This window comes from Pseudomonas sp. LBUM1670, assembly GCF_059695695.1.
Genome location: NZ_CP166783.1, coordinates 2,462,611 through 2,479,347, shown reverse-complemented (window position 1 = coordinate 2,479,347; position 16,737 = coordinate 2,462,611). Strand labels below are relative to the sequence as shown.

Genomic DNA, 16,737 nt, shown 5'->3' with positions numbered 1-16,737 from the left:
ATGCAGACGACCCTGAGCGAAACCGCCCGGCACCTGCCCCGCGCCGAAGAAGCCGAAAGCATCCTGCGCACCTGCGTGCACTGCGGATTCTGCAATGCCACCTGCCCGACCTATCAATTGCTCGGCGATGAACTCGATGGGCCACGGGGCCGCATCTACCTGATCAAACAGGTACTGGAAGGTAACGAGGTCACGCAGAAAACCCAGCAGCATCTGGACCGATGCCTGTCTTGCCGCAATTGTGAAACCACCTGCCCCTCCGGCGTCGATTATCACAACTTGCTCGACATTGGCCGTGCGGTGGTCGATGCGGCGGTGCCGCGCTCCATCGACCAACGCCTGTTGCGTGAAGGATTGCGCAGCGTCGTGCCCAATCCGGGGCTGTTCAAGGTGCTGGTCAGCAGTGGTCAGGTTTTTCGGGCGCTGCTGCCCAACAGCTTGCAGGCAAAGTTGCCTCGCCATGTTTATCTCTCTCGGCCACGCCCCGTCACCCGCCACGCCCGCCAGGTGCTGATGCTCGAAGGCTGCGTGCAGCCGAGCCTGTCGCCCAACACCAATGCAGCGGCTGCGCGGGTGCTGGATCGACTCGGAATCAGTGTCACCTCGTCCAGTGAGGCGGGCTGCTGTGGCGCCGTGGATTATCACCTCGACGCACAGGCCGCCGGACTCGACCGCGCCCGGCGCAACATCGATGCGTGGTGGCCCAGTATCGAGAACGGCGCCGAAGCCATCGTGCAAACCGCCAGTGGTTGTGGCGCCTTCATCAAGGACTATGGCCATTTACTTGAACGCGATCCGGCCTATGCCGAGAAGGCGAAAAGGGTCAGCGCGCTGGCCAGGGATCTGGTGGAAGTGTTGCGCGACGAACCGCTGGAAACCCTCGGCGTTCACGGCGACCAGCGCCTGGCCTTCCATTGCCCGTGCACCTTGCAGCACGCGCAAAAGCTCGGCGGCGCGGTGGAAGCGCTGCTGACTCGCCTCGGTTTCAACCTCACGACCGTGCCCGACAGCCACCTGTGTTGCGGTTCGGCGGGCACCTATTCGATCACCCAACCCGAATTGTCCCGACAACTGCGCGACAACAAACTGAACGCGTTGGAAAGCGGACATCCCGACGTCATTGTCACGGCCAATATCGGCTGTCAGTCCCACCTCGACGGTGCCGGTCGAACCCCGGTCCGGCACTGGATCGAACTGGTCGAAGCCGCGCTGCCCTCACCGATCACCGGAGATTCACCATGAAAAGCAAAGCCGTCCTGAGCCAGGCCGAAGTCAGCCAGATCCTCACGGCCGCACGCACCGAAGCACAGAACAACCAATGGGCCGTAACCATCGTGATCGTCGACGACGGCGGCCATCCCCTCGCCCTCGAACGCCTCGACGGTTGCGCGCCCATCAGCGCCTACATCGCCACTGAAAAGGCCCGCACCTCGGCGCTGGGTCGGCGTGAGTCCAAAGGTTATGAAGAGATGGTCAACGGTGGTCGCTTTGCGTTTTTGTCGGCACCGTTGCTGACATCCCTGGAAGGTGGCGTGCCGATCATCGTCGACGACCAGGTGGTCGGCGCGGTCGGGGTGTCCGGCGTCAAGGCCGAGCAGGATGCGCAAGTGGCCAGGGTTGGGGCGCAAAGTTTGCACTGATGGATCGTTCTCACGCTCCGCGTCACTGATGCCCGGTAAAAGTCTACTGCGCAGGTCGGTTGAAAACGATGTAAAGCGGGTCTAGCCCTGACTCGACGGGGAAGACCAGGATGTAGTCGTCAAACCGGTCATGCGCCTGTTCTGGATTGGCCTCAATTGTCGGCACTCGCGCGGATTGAACAAACCCCACACGACGCTGTTGGGTCGGTGTTGCAACCGGACCGGCTTCAAGGGAAATCGGCGCAGTCCAGTGGACCGCGACGGCTGAAGAACCCTCAGGAGAAAAACTGAAACTGTTCAGGTGCTGATCCTGCTTCACCGCTCTGACCCTGACGCCGGAGATGGAACGACAGCCGCTGCAAGCCGTGACGTAAACCTGCGACAACGTGTTGATCTCGCGCAAACCCTGGAACATTTTGCCGGGTGTGGCGGGGACTGCCGCAGTGCTCATGCGAAAAGGTGCATCGACCTCAGCCCGGTTCGCGGCCAGGTGTTGCCAATCCTGGCCCTCGATGGGCAGAAGCTCGGACAACGGGACGCTGACACCGAAAAACCGAGTGTCTGCCCGACTGGAAAAAGCGAAGCTCAAAACAGCAGCCCGCTGGTTTCCAGTGTCCGGTTCGCCTGAGGCGTTCTGCCAGGAAAACTCGGCAACAGCCGAGCGCATCGCTTTCAGCAGATCAGCCTGTTGAGACGCCAGCAGCACGGGCGAACCGCCAGCCAGCAGAAGGTCGGGGCGTTTATCGGCAAAAGCGAGCGAGGTGCTGATCGCGTGCATTGTTCGTGTGGAGCTACGCGAATGGATCAAGTGTTCATGCGCCGCCATCAGCAATGGTTCCGCTTCATCATGCAGAGTGCGATGGCGTTGAGTCATGCTTGCCAGTCGGGTGATGTAGCGATCGCGGGTGGCGTTGATCTGCTGCACAAGGCTCTGCCATTGCGCATGCCCGGACTGCGCATGAGTCAGGTTGCGCTGAGCGCCGCTTTGGACAAACTCCACTCGCATTTTCCAGAACTCATACTTTCTGACGGCCATCAGTGTTTCATGCTGGGCATGTTCCAGGGTGCGGATGCCTGCTTCCTGTTTGGGGATGTCCCGATGGGTGTTCTGTTGACTTTGAAGGTTGTTGATCTGCTGCTCGAAATGGCTGAAAGCCTCTTCAACTACCTGTCCCGAGACGGTCACATCCTCACCCAGTTTTTCGACCTCGGCCAGGCTCCTGGCCAAAGGGGTCAGGGGCGCAACAGGTATCTTCGCGACAGGAATATTCTCGTCTTTGAAAGCCGGAATTCCTTGCTGGTGATGCCATGTCCTGACGTGGTGTACAACGGCTTCCGGGCTGTTGGAGTTGTATTTGTCCGACGGGTAGAACAGCAGATCCGCCCCTTGGGGATGACCGGCGATCCGGTCGAAATGATTGATCAGTTGGTCATGTTCCGGTTTTGGCAGATCAACGGCCCAGATTCTGTGGACCAGTGCCTGGAATTCCGCCGCGGTGTAATCCTTGAGTGTGGTTTTAAGTTCCATCTTGAATTTTTCCTTGTTTCTATCGAGTCGCGGAATGCGAAGGCACCTGCTCGTTCCTTATGAGCAAGTGCCTGTTGGAATTTACTCGTGACCTTTTTCAATCAAGGTGAAGACCAACGTTTTCACTTCCATCGCTGCGGTGTATTGAAATACAACTTTCTTGCCGGGATGAACGGCCGGATCAAGGGGATAGGATTCCCATCCGCCTGTTTGACCCATCGGTTGGGGCATTTTGATGGGGCCTCTTGATTCCATTGGTTCGCCGAAGAGTGCATGAACATCAGATTGAGTGATTACTTTCTCATAGGGTTCTGGCATACCTCCTGCATATACGGTGATACCAGGCATTGTTTCCATGCAAGTTATAAAAACCTTCTCCAACCTGCTCGTCTCTGCCCAAAAGCTGAGTTCCACGCCTGGAACCGGAGAAATATCGAGCCAATCTCGGCCTGAATAGAGCTCCTGCAAGGGCATATTAGGAATCACCGAGTTTTCAACTAACGTCCTGTATGACTGGCCTAACCCCTTAATCCAGCGATCTATGGTAATAGCATCCATTAGTACCACCCCTGCTCTTTGCTTAAAGAATGTAGCTGCTCGAGTGCCTTTTCAAGTTCAACCTCTGAAAAGCCTTCCTTTTCCAATCCTTCCTTTATTTTTTTAAAGTTACTTTCTATTGCATTAAACATATCTGAGGAATCTTCAGCGCGTTTCTCCTTGGAGTTACGACCACCATAAGTCTCGCTAAATTTTTGATGAACTTTAGTCGGTATGGCAACACTCGGAGCACGATTCAGCATTCTGTTAATTTCCTCTCGCGTCAAATCCGGAAAATTCACCTCTAAGTGCGCCTCCAGGGCTTTCCGCGAAGGAATATGGTCAATATCCAGCCCATCTCCCCTGCTCCGACCACTGAGTTCGTTATACGGGCCCACCTCCAACGGCTCAACGGGCGGACCAACGAAAACCAGTCCCGGCGAAGGCAGTTCCATATCCCCCGGAAACCCGGGAATACTCGCACCAATCTCCCCTTCGTCAACCGCCGGAAACGTCTCGTTTTGCGGTAGGACCGGGATGGCCGGGCTGCCGGGATAAACCACTGGGACGTTGGGTGCGATTGGCGATGTCGTCGAACCCAGATGTTCGCTACCCGGTGGCACCAACGGTGTCCAGGTGCCAACAGGCGGAATTGGCCAAGGCACAACCGCTGGAACGATGCCCAACCACCCTTCGGCACTTTGCGGCGTTTTGATGCTGATTTTGTCGAGATTGAAAGGGTCGGCCCAGAACTCCGGCCGCTCCTGATATCGCAGTTCGAACTCGCGGTTTTCACCTACCCAGGTGCTTTTCGGCGCGTACGGGGCGAAACCTTGTGCAACACGTTTTTTGTTCACCTCATCGAGTTGACTGGTGAGCGTTGCGTGCTCGCCGAGCGTTCGCCACAACGCCTCATCAAACGCCCCGAACGACTTGAATTCCCTGCCCCGGAACTGATCGCCAATCTGACTCGGGATCGCTGCGCCGGCTGTTTGACTGGCGCCTTTCCACCAATCAACCGTCGGCGGTTGACCGGTTCCGGTAACAATGCCGGTGCCCATGGCCGGAACGTTGAAGGACAGGTAGGTCGGTGGCAGACCAGGCACGCAGACAATGCAATCCTGAATGCGCCAATCAACACCCGTCGGGATGTCCTGAATCTGTGGTTCCGTGACGGTCAGGCGAGTCTCGCTGGCCAGGGGCGCTTGAGGCGTGGCGTCTGGTGTGAACTGCACATGCCTGGCCGGTGATCCAGGAACTTCGGCGGTGTAGATGCCTGTCTGCGGGTCGAGCACTGCATTCACGACCGGGACGCGAGAATCGATATCGCCACCCGTCGCGGCGACAACGATCGCGGTTCCTTCCGGTGTCGCTACAGGTTTGAGCCGGTATTCCACCTCCACCGAACCGCCTGCGTCGGCAGCGGCCTGCAGCTCTTGAGGGCTATGAAGTTCCAGGGCTTGAGCCGGAATGGCGACGGCCTCGGACAATCGATGTCGTTGTTCAGGGGTCAACTCGCCGTTGCCCAATTCGCTGGGGGAGGCGATCCCCGCCATGAAGATTGCGGTTTGCCCTACCGTGAGCGTCGCGGCGACGGAGCCCAATGCGGTGACTGCACGCGAAACGGCTATTACCAGTTTGTCGGCATCAATCCATTCCCCGCCGTGGCCGGGCAATACCCCGGCAGAAAGCGCTGACGATGTACCAGGCAAATGAAAGGTGTTGGCCTGCCTGACCCGTTCGAGGCGAGCATCCTCATCAACCTGTTGCTTGAACCGAACGCGCGCGTCTCGCTGCTCGGCGTGCTGTCGATGACGCTCCCAAAGTGCCTCACGCTCGCGCCAGATGATGGTCTGTTCGGCATGATGAGTGGCCAACGCGTTGGATTTTTCGTTGAGCGCATCGAGTTGCGTCGACAGCAATCGGGCTTCATGAGCCGCGTCGTAAGCGGCCTCCCAAAGCTGATGGCCACTCATGAGGAGCGCATCACCGAACTGCTCGAGTCGGGTCAGGTAATCGTCCGCGGTGCGCGTGAGTGGATCGTGCCCGTCGAATGCAGCGGCAATTGCGTTTTTGTCGTTGAACGCTGCGGTTTTCTGGGCGATCAGCCCATCGACTTCGTTCTTGTCTTTGGTGATGAGATAGAGCTGCCAGCGTTCGCTGTACTGCCCGTCATGGTGGCGTTTGGCGGCAGTGATTTCGTGCTCAAGTGATTGCGTGAGTTGTTCGGCCCTGGCTGTAAAGCTTCGGTCCAGTTCGGTTCTGAAGGTGCCATGACGCTGGGTCAGTACACCGAGCAGTTGCTGCCGCGATTGGATGCGGGCTTGCTCCTGCGCTCGTGCAGCGGCATCGGCCTTGTCTTTCGCTGCCTTTTCTTCGCGTGCCTTGTTGGCGGCTTTCCTGAGCGCTATGGTCTTTGAGCTGGGTCCACCAAAATTACCGGAAGCCCCGACGCGATTTCCTCCGCCACCGCCACCGCCACCGCCACCGCCACCCCAGCCGCCGCCCGAAGCAGGCGGGCCGGACCTGATGTTGACATCTCCTGACGTTCCATCGTTGAATCGTTGTGCCATACAGTCTCTCCTTGTCTGTAGGGCACAGCTTGTCGATGGGGGAATGGCCAGGTGCGGTACATATGTATCGCGCGGGATTTATTTCGCAGATTGGCGCTTTCTGAACGGTTGAGTCGCGGGCCTACAAAACCCTGTTCCTGCGCTTGACTGACAAGGGTTCGTCAACGTCAAAGAGGAAGCGCACCGATGACCCGTCTCACCGCGAAAGACTTTGCCCCGGAGCTGCTCGAACTCTACGACTACTACGCCCACGGCAAGATCACCCGGCGCGAATTCCTGGACCGTGCGGCGTTGTTCACCTTGGGTGGTTTGACGGCCAGCACGCTACTCGCTGCCCTGAGTCCGAATTACGCACTCGCCGAACAGGTGGAATTCACCGACCCGGACATCGTCGCCGAGTACGTCACCTACCCCTCCCCCAAAGGCAACGGGCCGGTCCGCGGTTATCTGGTGCGCCCGGCCAAAGTCACTGGCAAGTTGGCGGCCGTGGTGGTCGCGCATGAAAACCGCGGGCTCAACCCGTACATCGAGGATGTTGCACGGCGGTTGGCCAAGGCCGGTTTCATCGCGCTCGCTCCCGATGGACTGACCTCGGTGGGCGGCTATCCCGGCAACGATGACAAAGGTCGGGAGCTGCAGGCGACCGTGGACCCGGAAAAACTCATGAACGATTTTTTCGCCGCTATCGAGTGGTTGATGAAACACGACGCGAGCAGCGGAAAAGTCGGCATCACCGGTTTCTGCTACGGCGGTGGCGTGGTCAACGCTGCGGCGGTGGCCTATCCGGAGCTGGGTGCCGCCGTGTCCTTTTATGGTCGGCAGGCAGAGGCCAAGGATGTCCCTCGAATCAAGGCGCCTCTGATGCTTCATTACGGTGAACTGGACACACGCATCAACGAAGGGTGGCCCGCCTATGAGCAGGCTTTGAAAGCGGCGGGCAAAACCTATGAAGCCTATATCTATCCCGGTGCCAACCACGGTTTCCATAACGACTCCACGCCTCGATACGATGACGCCGCTGCCAGACTGGCCTGGGACCGCACGCTGGGGTGGTTTCGGCGTTATCTTGTATAGCGTGGGCGCGATAAGTGGTCATTAATTTTTTTAGCTACTCCCAAACTTATAAGAGTTGAATCCCATGAGCGACACTGATTTTTTGTCGGCAAAGTCTCCACCCTTCAGCATTGTCCTGGTCAATTACAAAACCATCGAAATCACCAGAATTTGCCTGGACTTGTTGCGTCAGGACCTGGGCGGCAGCAACATCCCGATCTGGGTGGTAGACAACGATTCCGCCGATGAAAGCACCGAGTATCTGCGGACCCTGGACTGGATCAATCTGATCGAGCGAACCGCTCCCGGACCAGAGCACGGTCATATAGCGCATGGCAAAGCACTCGACATGGCGCTGGAACGAGTTGAAACCGACTATTTATTTTTACTGCACACGGATACGTTTATTTTCGACAAAAATGTATTTTCGATGATGTTGAACAAATGCATTAAAAACCCGAAGGTCGTCGCCGTCGGCTGTGTAGAGCAGCTTAACCGCGGCACAGCGAGAACTCTCTGGCGCTTTAGCTCACGACTGGTAAAACACCATGTCAGACGCCTGAAACTGTCCCTTGGATTACGTTCAAGAGAGCCAAAGCCCTACAGGGAAGTGTATTTGAAAAGCTTCTGTACCTTATGGAACTGCAAGCTGATGAAACAGCACGGCATGCACTTCCTGATGGATGATCGCGTACCCGGTTATACCCTTCAGGACCGCATGACCGAATTAGGCTACGTTGTTGAATTGCTGTCGGCGCGGCAGATATTCAGCTACCTCGACCATATTCAGGCCGGCACCGTCGCGGCCGCTGGCGGCTACGCAACAACGCATAGACGTACGAAGATGTACAACGACATTCTCAAGCGATTGAACAACGACGGCGGCCACGTCTCGTCATCACAACGCAAGTAATGCACACGACGCTACCGGAAGGTTTCACCAGGTCGTTATGAATAATTTATTGGAGCGTTAATGACACCTATCACGCAGACACTGCCCATCACCGTTACCCCGGAGCTTGATTTCGACCAACAGGCCGCCACCTCGTTGGGACAGTCACTGGCGGATAATTACAATAAAGCCACCCCCTTCCCGCACATCGTCATCGACGACTTCTTGCCGCAAGACCTGGTTGCCAGTATCTGCTCGCACTTTCCCGTCGAGCCGACCAGCAACGAAATGCTCTACGAACGAGGCTACAAGGGGCAGCACAAACGGCAAATCAGCCCCAACGAATGTGATCCCTATTTGAAGACGATTTTCAACGCCTTCAACTCGGCGCCCATGTTGCAGTTTCTTGAAAAACTCACCGGCATCGACGGCTTGATACCCGACCCCTACTTTACCGGCGGCGGACTGCATGAGACGAAAAAAGGCGGCTTTCTGGGGGTGCATTCGGATTTCAGACTCAACAAGAAGCTGAATATCGAGCGCAGACTGAATGCCATTATTTACTTGAACAAGGATTGGCAGGAGGCGTATGGCGGCAACCTGGAACTATGGGATGTCGAGATGAAAACCTGCCTTAAAAAAGTCCTGCCGATTTACAACCGCTGTGTCATTTTCAACACCGACAAAGACAGCAACCACGGCCACCCGGAGCCTTTAACGACCCCGGACCACATCACGCGCCGGTCCATCGCGCTTTATTACTACACCGCCGCTACCGTGGCGGCTGATCCTACGCAAAGGAACAAGACCCATTACAAGCCAAGGCCCAAGGATCGTTTGAGCCTCAAGTACTACCTCAACAAACTCATCAGGAAAAAGAACTGACAGTCGCGGCTCTACCCCACCCTGTCTATCAACTGCTCACGCTGCGCGCCCGTCAGCATCGGACCGAACCCCGCACCGGCATTTTCCGCCATATAGCGCGGGTTGCCGGTGCCGGGGATGACGCAGGTCACGGCCGAATGCGCCAGCAAGAACTTGAGCGCCAGTTGCGGCCAACTGATGACACCCACCTGCGAGGCCCAACCCGGCAGGGGCTCGCCCTTCAACCGGGCGAGCAAATCACCGCCGCCAAACGGCCGGTTGCAGATCACCGCCACGCCGCGTTCGCGACACAGCGGCAGGATGCGTTTCTCTACGCCGCGATCGTCCAGTGCATAGTTGATCTGCAAGAAATCCAGCGGTTCGGCTTTCAGCACCGCTTCCACTTCGTCATAAGCCGACGCTGTGTAATGGGTGATGCCGATGTAGCGAATGCGCCCTTCTTCCTTCCATTTTCGCAGGGTCGGCAAATGGGTTTTCCAGTCCAGCAGGTTGTGAATCTGCATCAGGTCGATCCGGTCGGTCTGCAGCAGTTTGAAGGACTGCTCCATCTGCGCGATGCCTTCTTCACGGCCACGGGTCCACACCTTGGTGGCCAGAAACGCCGGTGAGCGCGGCTTGTGGATCGACAGCAGTTCGCCAGTGGTCTGCTCGGCGCGACCATACATCGGCGAGCTGTCGATCACCGTCCCGCCCTTTTCGAACAATGCACTGAGGACGGCGGGCAGGTTTTTGTAGGTCGGATCGGCAGGCGCGACATCAAAGCCGCGATAGGTGCCCACGCCGACAATGGGCAATGGCTCGTTGCTGGAAGGAATGGCGCGGGTCAGCATGTTCTTGCCTCCTGTTTCCTTCGACGGCGCGGTGGCTGCAAAGGCCGGATCTAAAGTGAGCACCGCCGAAGCACCGGCAGCCAGCGTGAGTATTTGTCGACGCGTGTATCCATCAGTGTGGCTCATGGATTTGTCCTTCCATTGCTGGCTGTTGGCCTTTTGCACTTCTGCTTGGCAAACGGCACGATCAGCAGCAACGCCAGACTTCTGCTCGCTACAACAGAATAGCTGCCGGCGACAATTCGTCCCGGCTCGAAATACAACAAGGTCGCAGGTGCTGGTGGGCAGCGGCAATCGCTTGGGTGTATATCCATTATTTTGATGATGGCGGCTGGCGGTTCCGCCCTTATGTACATTCAGACGGCACGCGTTATCGTTGGCGTCCATCGCAGGCAAGCCAGCCCCCACAGGGGAACGCGCACACCTGAAATCAAGCTGCAGGCGAGCTAACGCTCGACCTGATGAGTGGTAAGAAGCCAAAGCGTACGCCGATTCATTGTGGGAGCGGGCTTGCTCGCGAAAAACGTCTGGACACCGCGTTCATTCAGACAGCGCGCGTTATCGTTGACGTCCTTCGCGAGCAAGCCCGCTCCCACAGGAGAAATGCGTACGCTTGAAGTGATAGGTCGACTGGCAGGCCGGCTCGCGGTGCTGTTGCGGTAGTCGCCCCCTCACGCCCTGAGCCTCTCCGTCAACCCGTAGATACCTCCATCGGCGCCTCTATCAATGTTGATCCGCGCTGCGTTAAAGCCAGCAAGTAAGCCCGCTTCCACAAAAATACAAGACCATCCGCAAAGCCAGGCGCACCGCTGTCGTTCAACTACACTCTGACAGCGATCAAGCCGTCGCGGTCGTCAGGCCCAGAGCAGTCAATGCCACCCACCAGCATTAGCCGAATGTCGCGCACCCTGATGTATCTCGTCCTCATCATTGCCGCGTTGTACCTGGCGCTGTGTGTCGCGCTGTTCGTGTTCCAGCGCGCCCTGATCTACTTCCCGCAACCCGCCGCGATCGGGGCGCCCGAAACGCTGCTCACGCTATCGGTGGCGGACGCACAGGTGCAAGTCACCGTCAGACCGCACGACGGGCCGAATGCATTGATTTATTTTGGTGGCAATGCCGAGGACGTTTCGCGAAACCTGCCGGAATTCTCCCAGGCGTTCCCCGACCACGCGCTCTATTTGCTGCACTACCGGGGTTTCGGCGGCAGCACCGGGTCGCCATCAGAGGAGGCGATTTCCCGCGATGCCATGACCTTGTTCGACAAGGTCTACGACGCCCATCCTCATATCGCCGTGGTCGGCCGCAGCCTCGGTTCGGGCGTCGCCGTGCGCCTTGCCAGCCAACGCCCGGCCGCGCGGCTGATCCTCATCACACCCTACAACAGCCTTGAAGACCTCGCCGTCCGCCAATACCCGATTTTCCCGGTGAAGTGGCTGCTGCAGGACAAGTTCGAATCGTGGAAATACGCTGCGCATATCTCGATACCGACGCTGCTGCTGGCGGCCGGGCAGGACGAAGTCATTCCGCGTTCGAGCACGGAAAAACTCTACGAACATTTCGCCAAAGGTGTGGCGACCCTGAAGGTCCTTCCGGGTGTGGGGCACAATTCGATCTCCGACAGCCCCGAATACCTGAAGCTGATGGAGGACGGGTTGTAGGTCACTCGATCATTTGCGCGCCAGCTTAAAGCGCACGCAATCTTCGTAGAAACTCTGCCGCAGAGCCGCGGGTTTGATCCGCGACGGGCTGTCGTAGGTTTGCTCGGTAATGCCCATCGCCGTCATGCGCATCCACGGCTTGCTGAACTTGAAGGTCTGTAATTTCTGGCGGGCGGCGTACAGCGAAACGCCCGCCAGTTTGAGTTCCTGGGCTCGTGCTGCGGTGCCCGCGCCCCAACTGCACATATACCGGTCATTGGTTTGAAGTTCCTTGGCCTGGGCCGAGACGGCGATGCCAGCCAGGCTAAACGAAATCAGTGCGATCCATACATTGCGCATTTAAAGCCAGCCCTAACCACCTGAAAGTAAAGTGATTCTGTCTGTAACTTTCGGGCTTCGGGGCCAGCAAAATGCCTTACTGAAAAACGTCTCAGTTTCCCGTGACCAGCTTGAGTTCGATAACGCCGCCCAAAATGTGAAAATGCATTTCAACGACTAGCTATGCACCCGGTTACGCCCATTGCGCTTGGCCTGGTAAAGCGCGTCATCGGCGCGGGTCACCAGGCTGTCCAGACGCTCACCGGGTTGCGCGAAAGCCACACCGAAGGACGCCGTGATCGTATCGAGCACTTTGCCGTCGACACGCGCCTTGATCCGCAACGACTGGATCTTCACCCGCAGTTGCTCAGCAAACACCCCGGCACTCGCCAGGTCGGCGCAATGTTCCAGAACCACACAGAACTCCTCTCCGCCGTAACGCGCCGCCGTGGCGTGGGGTGGCAGCGAGCTGCGCAGTACCTGCCCGACATGTTGCAGGACCCGGTCGCCCAACGGGTGACCGTACTGATCATTGAATTGCTTGAAGTGATCGATATCCAGCATGAGCAGCGCCACGCCCCGATCGGTATGGCTCAGCGCCTGCTCGAGCAAACGGGTCAAGGCGCTGCGGTTGAGCAGTTCGGTCAGGCCATCGAGTGTCGCCGCCAGTTGTGCACGCTCAAGTTTGCTGCGCAGGCTTTTGATCTCGCTCTGGGCCGAGTGCAGTTGGGAGAGGAAGCGTTCCTGCTGGTTCTGCATGAGCTGCGTGCTCTGTTGCAGCTCACTCAAAATATCCGGCAAACGCTCGCTGGCGGGCGACTCAAGCATCTCCAGGCATCGTCCCAGACTGCTTTGAAAGTCGAGATTGCCCTCGACGCTGCGTGAAACGTCGCGCTGCATGTCATCCACCAGATTGATTGCCTGCTGCTGCCCGGCGCGGGCCTCCGCCAGCTCGTCGCGAATGATGTAGTCGCGAAACAATCGGGCGGCGGATTCCGGCGGGAAGCAATCGAAGTCTTTGACCACCCGGTCCAGGTGCCGGTTGAGCTCGGGGTCCAGGCCTTTGCTGTAGGTGTACCAGAGCGCGTAGTGCACAGGATTGGGCGGGATGTTGTGACGAACCATCAGCGGGATGGCTTGCTTGAGCAGCGCCGCGGCCTCGCGGGAATCTTCCGGATACAGCGCCAGGGCAGTCGCGCGCGTCTCTATTGGGCTCATGACATCACCGTGGTCGTTATTGATTGGCGAATGCAAAACGATACGAGCATAACCAGACGCGTAGCAAACGACCATCCCTATGTGTGGACTTGTAGGAGCGACCTTGCTCCTGCAGAGGTTACTCAGCTACCCGCACCACCGTGCGCTTCTTCGAAGAAGCAATCCTTCCAGCTACCCGCCCTGTTTTTCAGTACACCCAACTCCTGCAGTTTCTCGGCGTAGATCGCCGTGCGCTGCGGCACAACCGTGAAGTTGATTTCGGGGTCGTTGACGATTTGCTCAATCAGTGGAAGGAACAACTTCGATTGCTCCACGCGGATGTAAGTCTGGGCGGCTGCGGACTTGTCGGCCTTGATGATTTTTTCCACTTCGGCGAGTGCGTCGTAAAACGCCTTGTAGGTCTTCGGGTTTTCGTCGTGGAATTTTTCCGTGGTGTACACAACACGTCGTAGGAACTCAGCACCTTGTGCACGTTGGGATTCTGCAGTTCCTGGTACTGGAACGGCGGGCTGGAAAAGTGCGAGTTGATTTCAGACCCCCCGGCAATCAGCGCCGCCGTCGCATCCGGGTGGGCCGTAAATGGCTAGCCTGCGCATGCTCAGTCCCTGTCCTTGCCCAGGATAAAACGTGCGGCGACCGGCAGGTGATCCGAGAACTCGTACTGTCCAAACCCGCCACTGGTCAGCTTCTTCGTGAAGCCACTGACTTCAATGTCTGATCGAATGATGATCTGCTCTTTCAGGTCATCCTTGGGCATGAGTGCCAAGGTGTCCTGTGTGACGACGATGTGATCGAGCAACCGGGCACTCGCGAACCGCGTGATGGCGCCGTCCTCGCCAGTGCCGTATTTTTTCTTCATGCCTATCGAAAGCAGCCGCAGGTCCTGCGCCTCGGCAAACGGAGCGAGCCCTTGCTGTGCCTCTTCCGCATTGAAGTCACCCATTACGAAAAAGTCTTGCTCCGCACCGTTGTTGCGTTGATCGGCGACCCATCTAGTCAGTTCCGCAGCGGCGGCGGCGCGCATACCTGAGCCTGTGTCCTTGAGCTTCGAGTCCGTGGACTTCAAGTGGGTTATCGCGCAACAAAAGTCGAACACCTTGCTGCTACTTTGCTTCACCCGAACATCGCACAGTAGCGGTGGACGCGGAAAAACCTCGCGTGTCTTTTTCACGCCTTTGGTATCCGCGACCTCGATGACATTCTCGAAATAACCCGTCGGGTCCAGGCGCCTGACGCGGACAGTGTCAGTGCGATAGATGCAGGCGCTCTGCTGTCCGGCAAGACCCTCACCATCAGCCCCCTGTGTGACGAGATAGGCGTACACCAGATCGCCATTGACGTTCATGGTATTCACCAGCGCCTCGACGCCGTCGGCACCCACTTCCTGGAGCGCCCAGAAGTCGCAACGAAAGGCCAGCATGTACTCCGCAATTTTCTCGATGCGCCCTTCCTTCTTTTTTCCGTGCAGGTGCTGGATGTTCCAAGTGACGATGTCCGCAAAGGCAGGTGAGTCTTCAAGCGAGCGCACCACGATCGCGAAGGGATTTACCACCTCGTTCTGACTGCCGGGTTCATCCAGGCCACTTTGTCCGAACAGGCCATTAGGCGGTACTTCGACTCTGAATTGCTCGGAGGGTCGGGTGGCGTACCTCTGACGGGTTTTCGGGGCCTCGCCGTTGGCCACGGCGCTGACGCGACGCTGGGCTGATGGCGGGAGCAAACGGCGATCGATCGATTCAATGCGCTTCAGCGCTTTTTTCTCGTTCATCGGTGCGCTGCGGCGACCGGGTACGTTGAAGTCCCTCAACCAGCCCAGTGCGCCAATGTAGTTCAAGTACGACCAGGCGCCATGGTCCGCACGCGTGTCCATTTTGTTGCGATGGACAACATCTTCGAGCTGCTGCCAGGCGCCTTCGTTACTCAGCGGATGCTGCAAGTACAGGGGCACCAGGAGATCCGGTGTGTCCCACAGCATTTCGGCAAACCCGGCGGTCTGTTGGTCAGGCATCGCAATGCGTACCGTCACGGGATCGGCAAAGGCAACCTTGTCACCGTCGATCCCTCCCAGTTCCGCCCAGATTCGGTACACCCCGGGTTCCGTGAACACCGGGCCATTTGCCCCCAGAAAAAGTGGAATGGCATGGGAGCGCTTTTCTGCGCCACTGCCCAATGCCAGCTGCTGTGATCGGGCACACAACCGCAGGGGAGGCACGTATCGGGTCTGCTGCCCGTTCGGCGTTTCAATGACGATACGCACAAACCCCTCACTCGGATCAAGCGCATCGGGAATGCGCGCCGATGTACCAATGGCCGTGCGAACGCTCAGCTCCAGGAAGACCAGCTCACCCAACTGGTAACTGCGCCTGGTGGTCGCTGCCGACAACTCGACACCCACCGACTGACGGAGCGGATTCGACATTAGGCTGGTGCGACGCGGCTGCGCGACACCCCCCTCGTAGATCGAGCTGGGCCCCTCTTCGTAAACGCCGAAAGGAAATCCACCGGCGGCTACTTCTCGGGAGGTTCCGTGGCGCAGGTGACGCAACTCGTGTTCATCGAAACCTTCCGAGAACCCCCGCCAGAATTCGTTCGACCCATCATGGTGCGGCCCCGCCTGACCTCCCAATGGATAGAGCTGCGGATAATTCATCCAGGACAACGCTGCGGGTCGTCCTTTGTCGAAACTGTGCGTCAGGTTCAACGCATGCCCGACTTCGTGGATGACGGTGTAGACGAACTCCCGGCGACGCACGTCGTCGGGTACGCGGGGGTCGGAAAACATGGGATGCTGGCCAAAGATTGCCACGCCTTCTCTGGCTCTGCGGTTGATGTCGTTCGCCCCGAAGTCATACATCACGCCCAGCACGTTGCGCCCGTTCCGTTCGGCGAGGTATGAACAGACGAAGACATGCGTGTGCAGCCGGCCCGGGTCGATTTGAACATCGCGACGCTCCTGCATGGCGCGGTGAATCTCGGCATAGGTGTAGCCGCGCAACTCCTCGTCGTGTGGCATGCCACTGAATGAGTCCACCCGCACCTGGGCGTCTATTCCTGCATCGCTAAACGCCGTCTCCAGCGAAATACGCACCCCGCGACGGGAAAGGTAAGAATCGAAGTAAGGCTGGCCCGCCACGCCATCGACTTCGATGGAGATCCTGCGATACGGACTCCCTTGCCACTCCAGTCGGCCAAGCACATGGTCCTGGTGTCCGCCCTCAAGGTCGACCGTGATCTGGAACGAACCCAAACCCCGGGCATCCGCCTGGACCGAGACTGTACCGGTGAACAATCGCGAATTGCCCCGAAAACTGATCGGGCCGAAGACCCGCGTTCCGTCAACGATCGGGTCATGGCAAAAAAAACTGGCCAGGAATTTGCCACCGACGAACACGTCGCCGCTCAACGCCAATGGCATCCCGTCATCCTCTGATTCCAGCCGGATCTCGACAGAAAGATCCTCGCTCTTCCCCAGGTACGTCCCGCTGCGCATGGCTCACCCCTCGTCCGATTGATCGAGTGCGTAAAACGTCAAGCCAGCATTTTTCACGGCAAACCCGCCGAGGAACGCCGATCTTTGCCAAGAGCATAGCTCGCTGTAGCCG

Annotated in this window: 13 protein-coding genes and 2 pseudogenes; 6 read left to right on the top strand and 9 right to left on the bottom strand. The window is 58.1% G+C overall.

What is annotated here, in order from left to right; translation table 11 throughout:
• Entirely contained in the window at positions 1-1,242 is a 1,242-nt protein-coding gene (glcF, locus tag ACA073_RS11285; protein WP_497403450.1) for a glycolate oxidase subunit GlcF, read from the top strand.
• Positions 1,239-1,640 carry a heme-binding protein gene (locus ACA073_RS11280; RefSeq protein WP_497403449.1) on the top strand — a complete coding sequence of 134 codons (402 nt, stop codon included), beginning with the start codon at positions 1,239-1,241 and terminating at the stop codon, positions 1,638-1,640. Before glcF ends, ACA073_RS11280 begins: the two co-directional genes overlap by 4 nt.
• A gap of 43 nt (positions 1,641-1,683) precedes the next feature.
• Here ACA073_RS11280 and ACA073_RS11275 read toward each other — a convergent pair whose 3' ends face one another.
• The 4 genes and pseudogenes from ACA073_RS11275 to ACA073_RS11260 form a co-directional block, all read right to left on the bottom strand.
• The gene (locus tag ACA073_RS11275) at positions 1,684-2,466 is read right to left on the bottom strand and encodes an S-type pyocin domain-containing protein (RefSeq protein WP_497404056.1); all 783 of its coding nucleotides are present in this window, start codon (positions 2,464-2,466) and stop codon (positions 1,684-1,686) included.
• 534 nt (positions 2,467-3,000) lie between these two features.
• Positions 3,001-3,168 (bottom strand): annotated as a pseudogene (locus tag ACA073_RS11270) (bacteriocin immunity protein); the annotation flags it as partial.
• Positions 3,169-3,249: 81 nt separating this feature from the next.
• Complete coding sequence (locus ACA073_RS11265; RefSeq protein WP_497403447.1) at positions 3,250-3,726, bottom strand: DUF6392 family protein; 477 nt, start codon at positions 3,724-3,726, stop codon at positions 3,250-3,252.
• Positions 3,726-6,278, bottom strand: coding sequence for a pyocin-S2/colicin E7-DNase domain-containing protein (locus ACA073_RS11260; RefSeq protein WP_497403445.1), 2,553 nt, complete (start codon positions 6,276-6,278; stop codon positions 3,726-3,728). The genes ACA073_RS11265 and ACA073_RS11260 overlap by 1 nt, the downstream gene beginning before the upstream one ends.
• 186 nt (positions 6,279-6,464) lie before the next feature.
• Between ACA073_RS11260 and yghX the strand changes: the two genes are divergently transcribed.
• The 3 genes from yghX (at position 6,465) to ACA073_RS11245 (ending at position 9,108) form a co-directional block, all read left to right on the top strand.
• Positions 6,465-7,352 (top strand): YghX family hydrolase, encoded by an 888-nt coding sequence (gene yghX / locus ACA073_RS11255; protein ID WP_497403443.1) that lies wholly within the window; start codon positions 6,465-6,467, stop codon positions 7,350-7,352.
• Between the two features lie 64 nt (positions 7,353-7,416).
• On the top strand, positions 7,417-8,244 hold the full coding sequence (locus tag ACA073_RS11250; RefSeq protein WP_497403442.1) for a glycosyltransferase: 828 nt from the start codon (positions 7,417-7,419) through the stop codon (positions 8,242-8,244).
• 60 nt (positions 8,245-8,304) lie between these two features.
• Complete coding sequence (locus tag ACA073_RS11245; protein WP_497403440.1) at positions 8,305-9,108, top strand: 2OG-Fe(II) oxygenase; 804 nt, start codon at positions 8,305-8,307, stop codon at positions 9,106-9,108.
• An 11-nt stretch (positions 9,109-9,119) separates the two neighbouring features.
• On the opposite strand, the gene ACA073_RS11240 is transcribed toward ACA073_RS11245, so the two are convergent.
• On the bottom strand, positions 9,120-10,064 hold the full coding sequence (locus tag ACA073_RS11240; RefSeq protein WP_497403438.1) for an aldo/keto reductase: 945 nt from the start codon (positions 10,062-10,064) through the stop codon (positions 9,120-9,122).
• 746 nt (positions 10,065-10,810) lie between these two features.
• Here ACA073_RS11240 and ACA073_RS11235 point away from each other — a divergent pair.
• Positions 10,811-11,599 carry an alpha/beta hydrolase gene (locus ACA073_RS11235; protein ID WP_497403436.1) on the top strand — a complete coding sequence of 263 codons (789 nt, stop codon included), beginning with the start codon at positions 10,811-10,813 and terminating at the stop codon, positions 11,597-11,599.
• 9 nt (positions 11,600-11,608) lie between these two features.
• Here ACA073_RS11235 and ACA073_RS11230 read toward each other — a convergent pair whose 3' ends face one another.
• From ACA073_RS11230 to ACA073_RS11215, 4 genes and pseudogenes are all read right to left on the bottom strand, one after another.
• Entirely contained in the window at positions 11,609-11,938 is a 330-nt protein-coding gene (locus tag ACA073_RS11230) for a hypothetical protein (RefSeq protein ID WP_497403434.1), read from the bottom strand.
• Positions 11,939-12,094: 156 nt separating this feature from the next.
• Entirely contained in the window at positions 12,095-13,135 is a 1,041-nt protein-coding gene (locus ACA073_RS11225; RefSeq protein ID WP_497403432.1) for a GGDEF domain-containing protein, read from the bottom strand.
• A gap of 122 nt (positions 13,136-13,257) precedes the next feature.
• Positions 13,258-13,709, bottom strand: a pseudogene (locus ACA073_RS11220) (substrate-binding domain-containing protein); the annotation flags it as partial.
• Positions 13,710-13,733: 24 nt separating this feature from the next.
• A complete protein-coding gene (locus ACA073_RS11215; RefSeq protein ID WP_497403430.1) occupies positions 13,734-16,625 on the bottom strand; it encodes an endonuclease/exonuclease/phosphatase family protein in 2,892 nt (963 codons plus the stop codon).
• Positions 16,626-16,737: the final 112 nt, after the last annotated feature.

Bases quoted from the DNA above. Each gene is read 5' to 3' on its own strand.
- glcF (WP_497403450.1), top strand. From the start codon at position 1: ATGCAGACGACCCTGAGCGAAACCGCCCGGCACCTGCCCCGCGCCGAA.
- ACA073_RS11280 (WP_497403449.1), top strand. From the start codon at position 1,239: ATGAAAAGCAAAGCCGTCCTGAGCCAGGCCGAAGTCAGCCAGATCCTC.
- ACA073_RS11275 (WP_497404056.1), bottom strand. From the start codon at position 2,466: ATGGCGGCGCATGAACACTTGATCCATTCGCGTAGCTCCACACGAACA.
- ACA073_RS11265 (WP_497403447.1), bottom strand. From the start codon at position 3,726: ATGGATGCTATTACCATAGATCGCTGGATTAAGGGGTTAGGCCAGTCA.
- ACA073_RS11260 (WP_497403445.1), bottom strand. From the start codon at position 6,278: ATGGCACAACGATTCAACGATGGAACGTCAGGAGATGTCAACATCAGG.
- yghX (WP_497403443.1), top strand. From the start codon at position 6,465: ATGACCCGTCTCACCGCGAAAGACTTTGCCCCGGAGCTGCTCGAACTC.
- ACA073_RS11250 (WP_497403442.1), top strand. From the start codon at position 7,417: ATGAGCGACACTGATTTTTTGTCGGCAAAGTCTCCACCCTTCAGCATT.
- ACA073_RS11245 (WP_497403440.1), top strand. From the start codon at position 8,305: ATGACACCTATCACGCAGACACTGCCCATCACCGTTACCCCGGAGCTT.
- ACA073_RS11240 (WP_497403438.1), bottom strand. From the start codon at position 10,064: ATGAGCCACACTGATGGATACACGCGTCGACAAATACTCACGCTGGCT.
- ACA073_RS11235 (WP_497403436.1), top strand. From the start codon at position 10,811: ATGCCACCCACCAGCATTAGCCGAATGTCGCGCACCCTGATGTATCTC.
- ACA073_RS11230 (WP_497403434.1), bottom strand. From the start codon at position 11,938: ATGCGCAATGTATGGATCGCACTGATTTCGTTTAGCCTGGCTGGCATC.
- ACA073_RS11225 (WP_497403432.1), bottom strand. From the start codon at position 13,135: ATGAGCCCAATAGAGACGCGCGCGACTGCCCTGGCGCTGTATCCGGAA.
- ACA073_RS11215 (WP_497403430.1), bottom strand. From the start codon at position 16,625: ATGCGCAGCGGGACGTACCTGGGGAAGAGCGAGGATCTTTCTGTCGAG.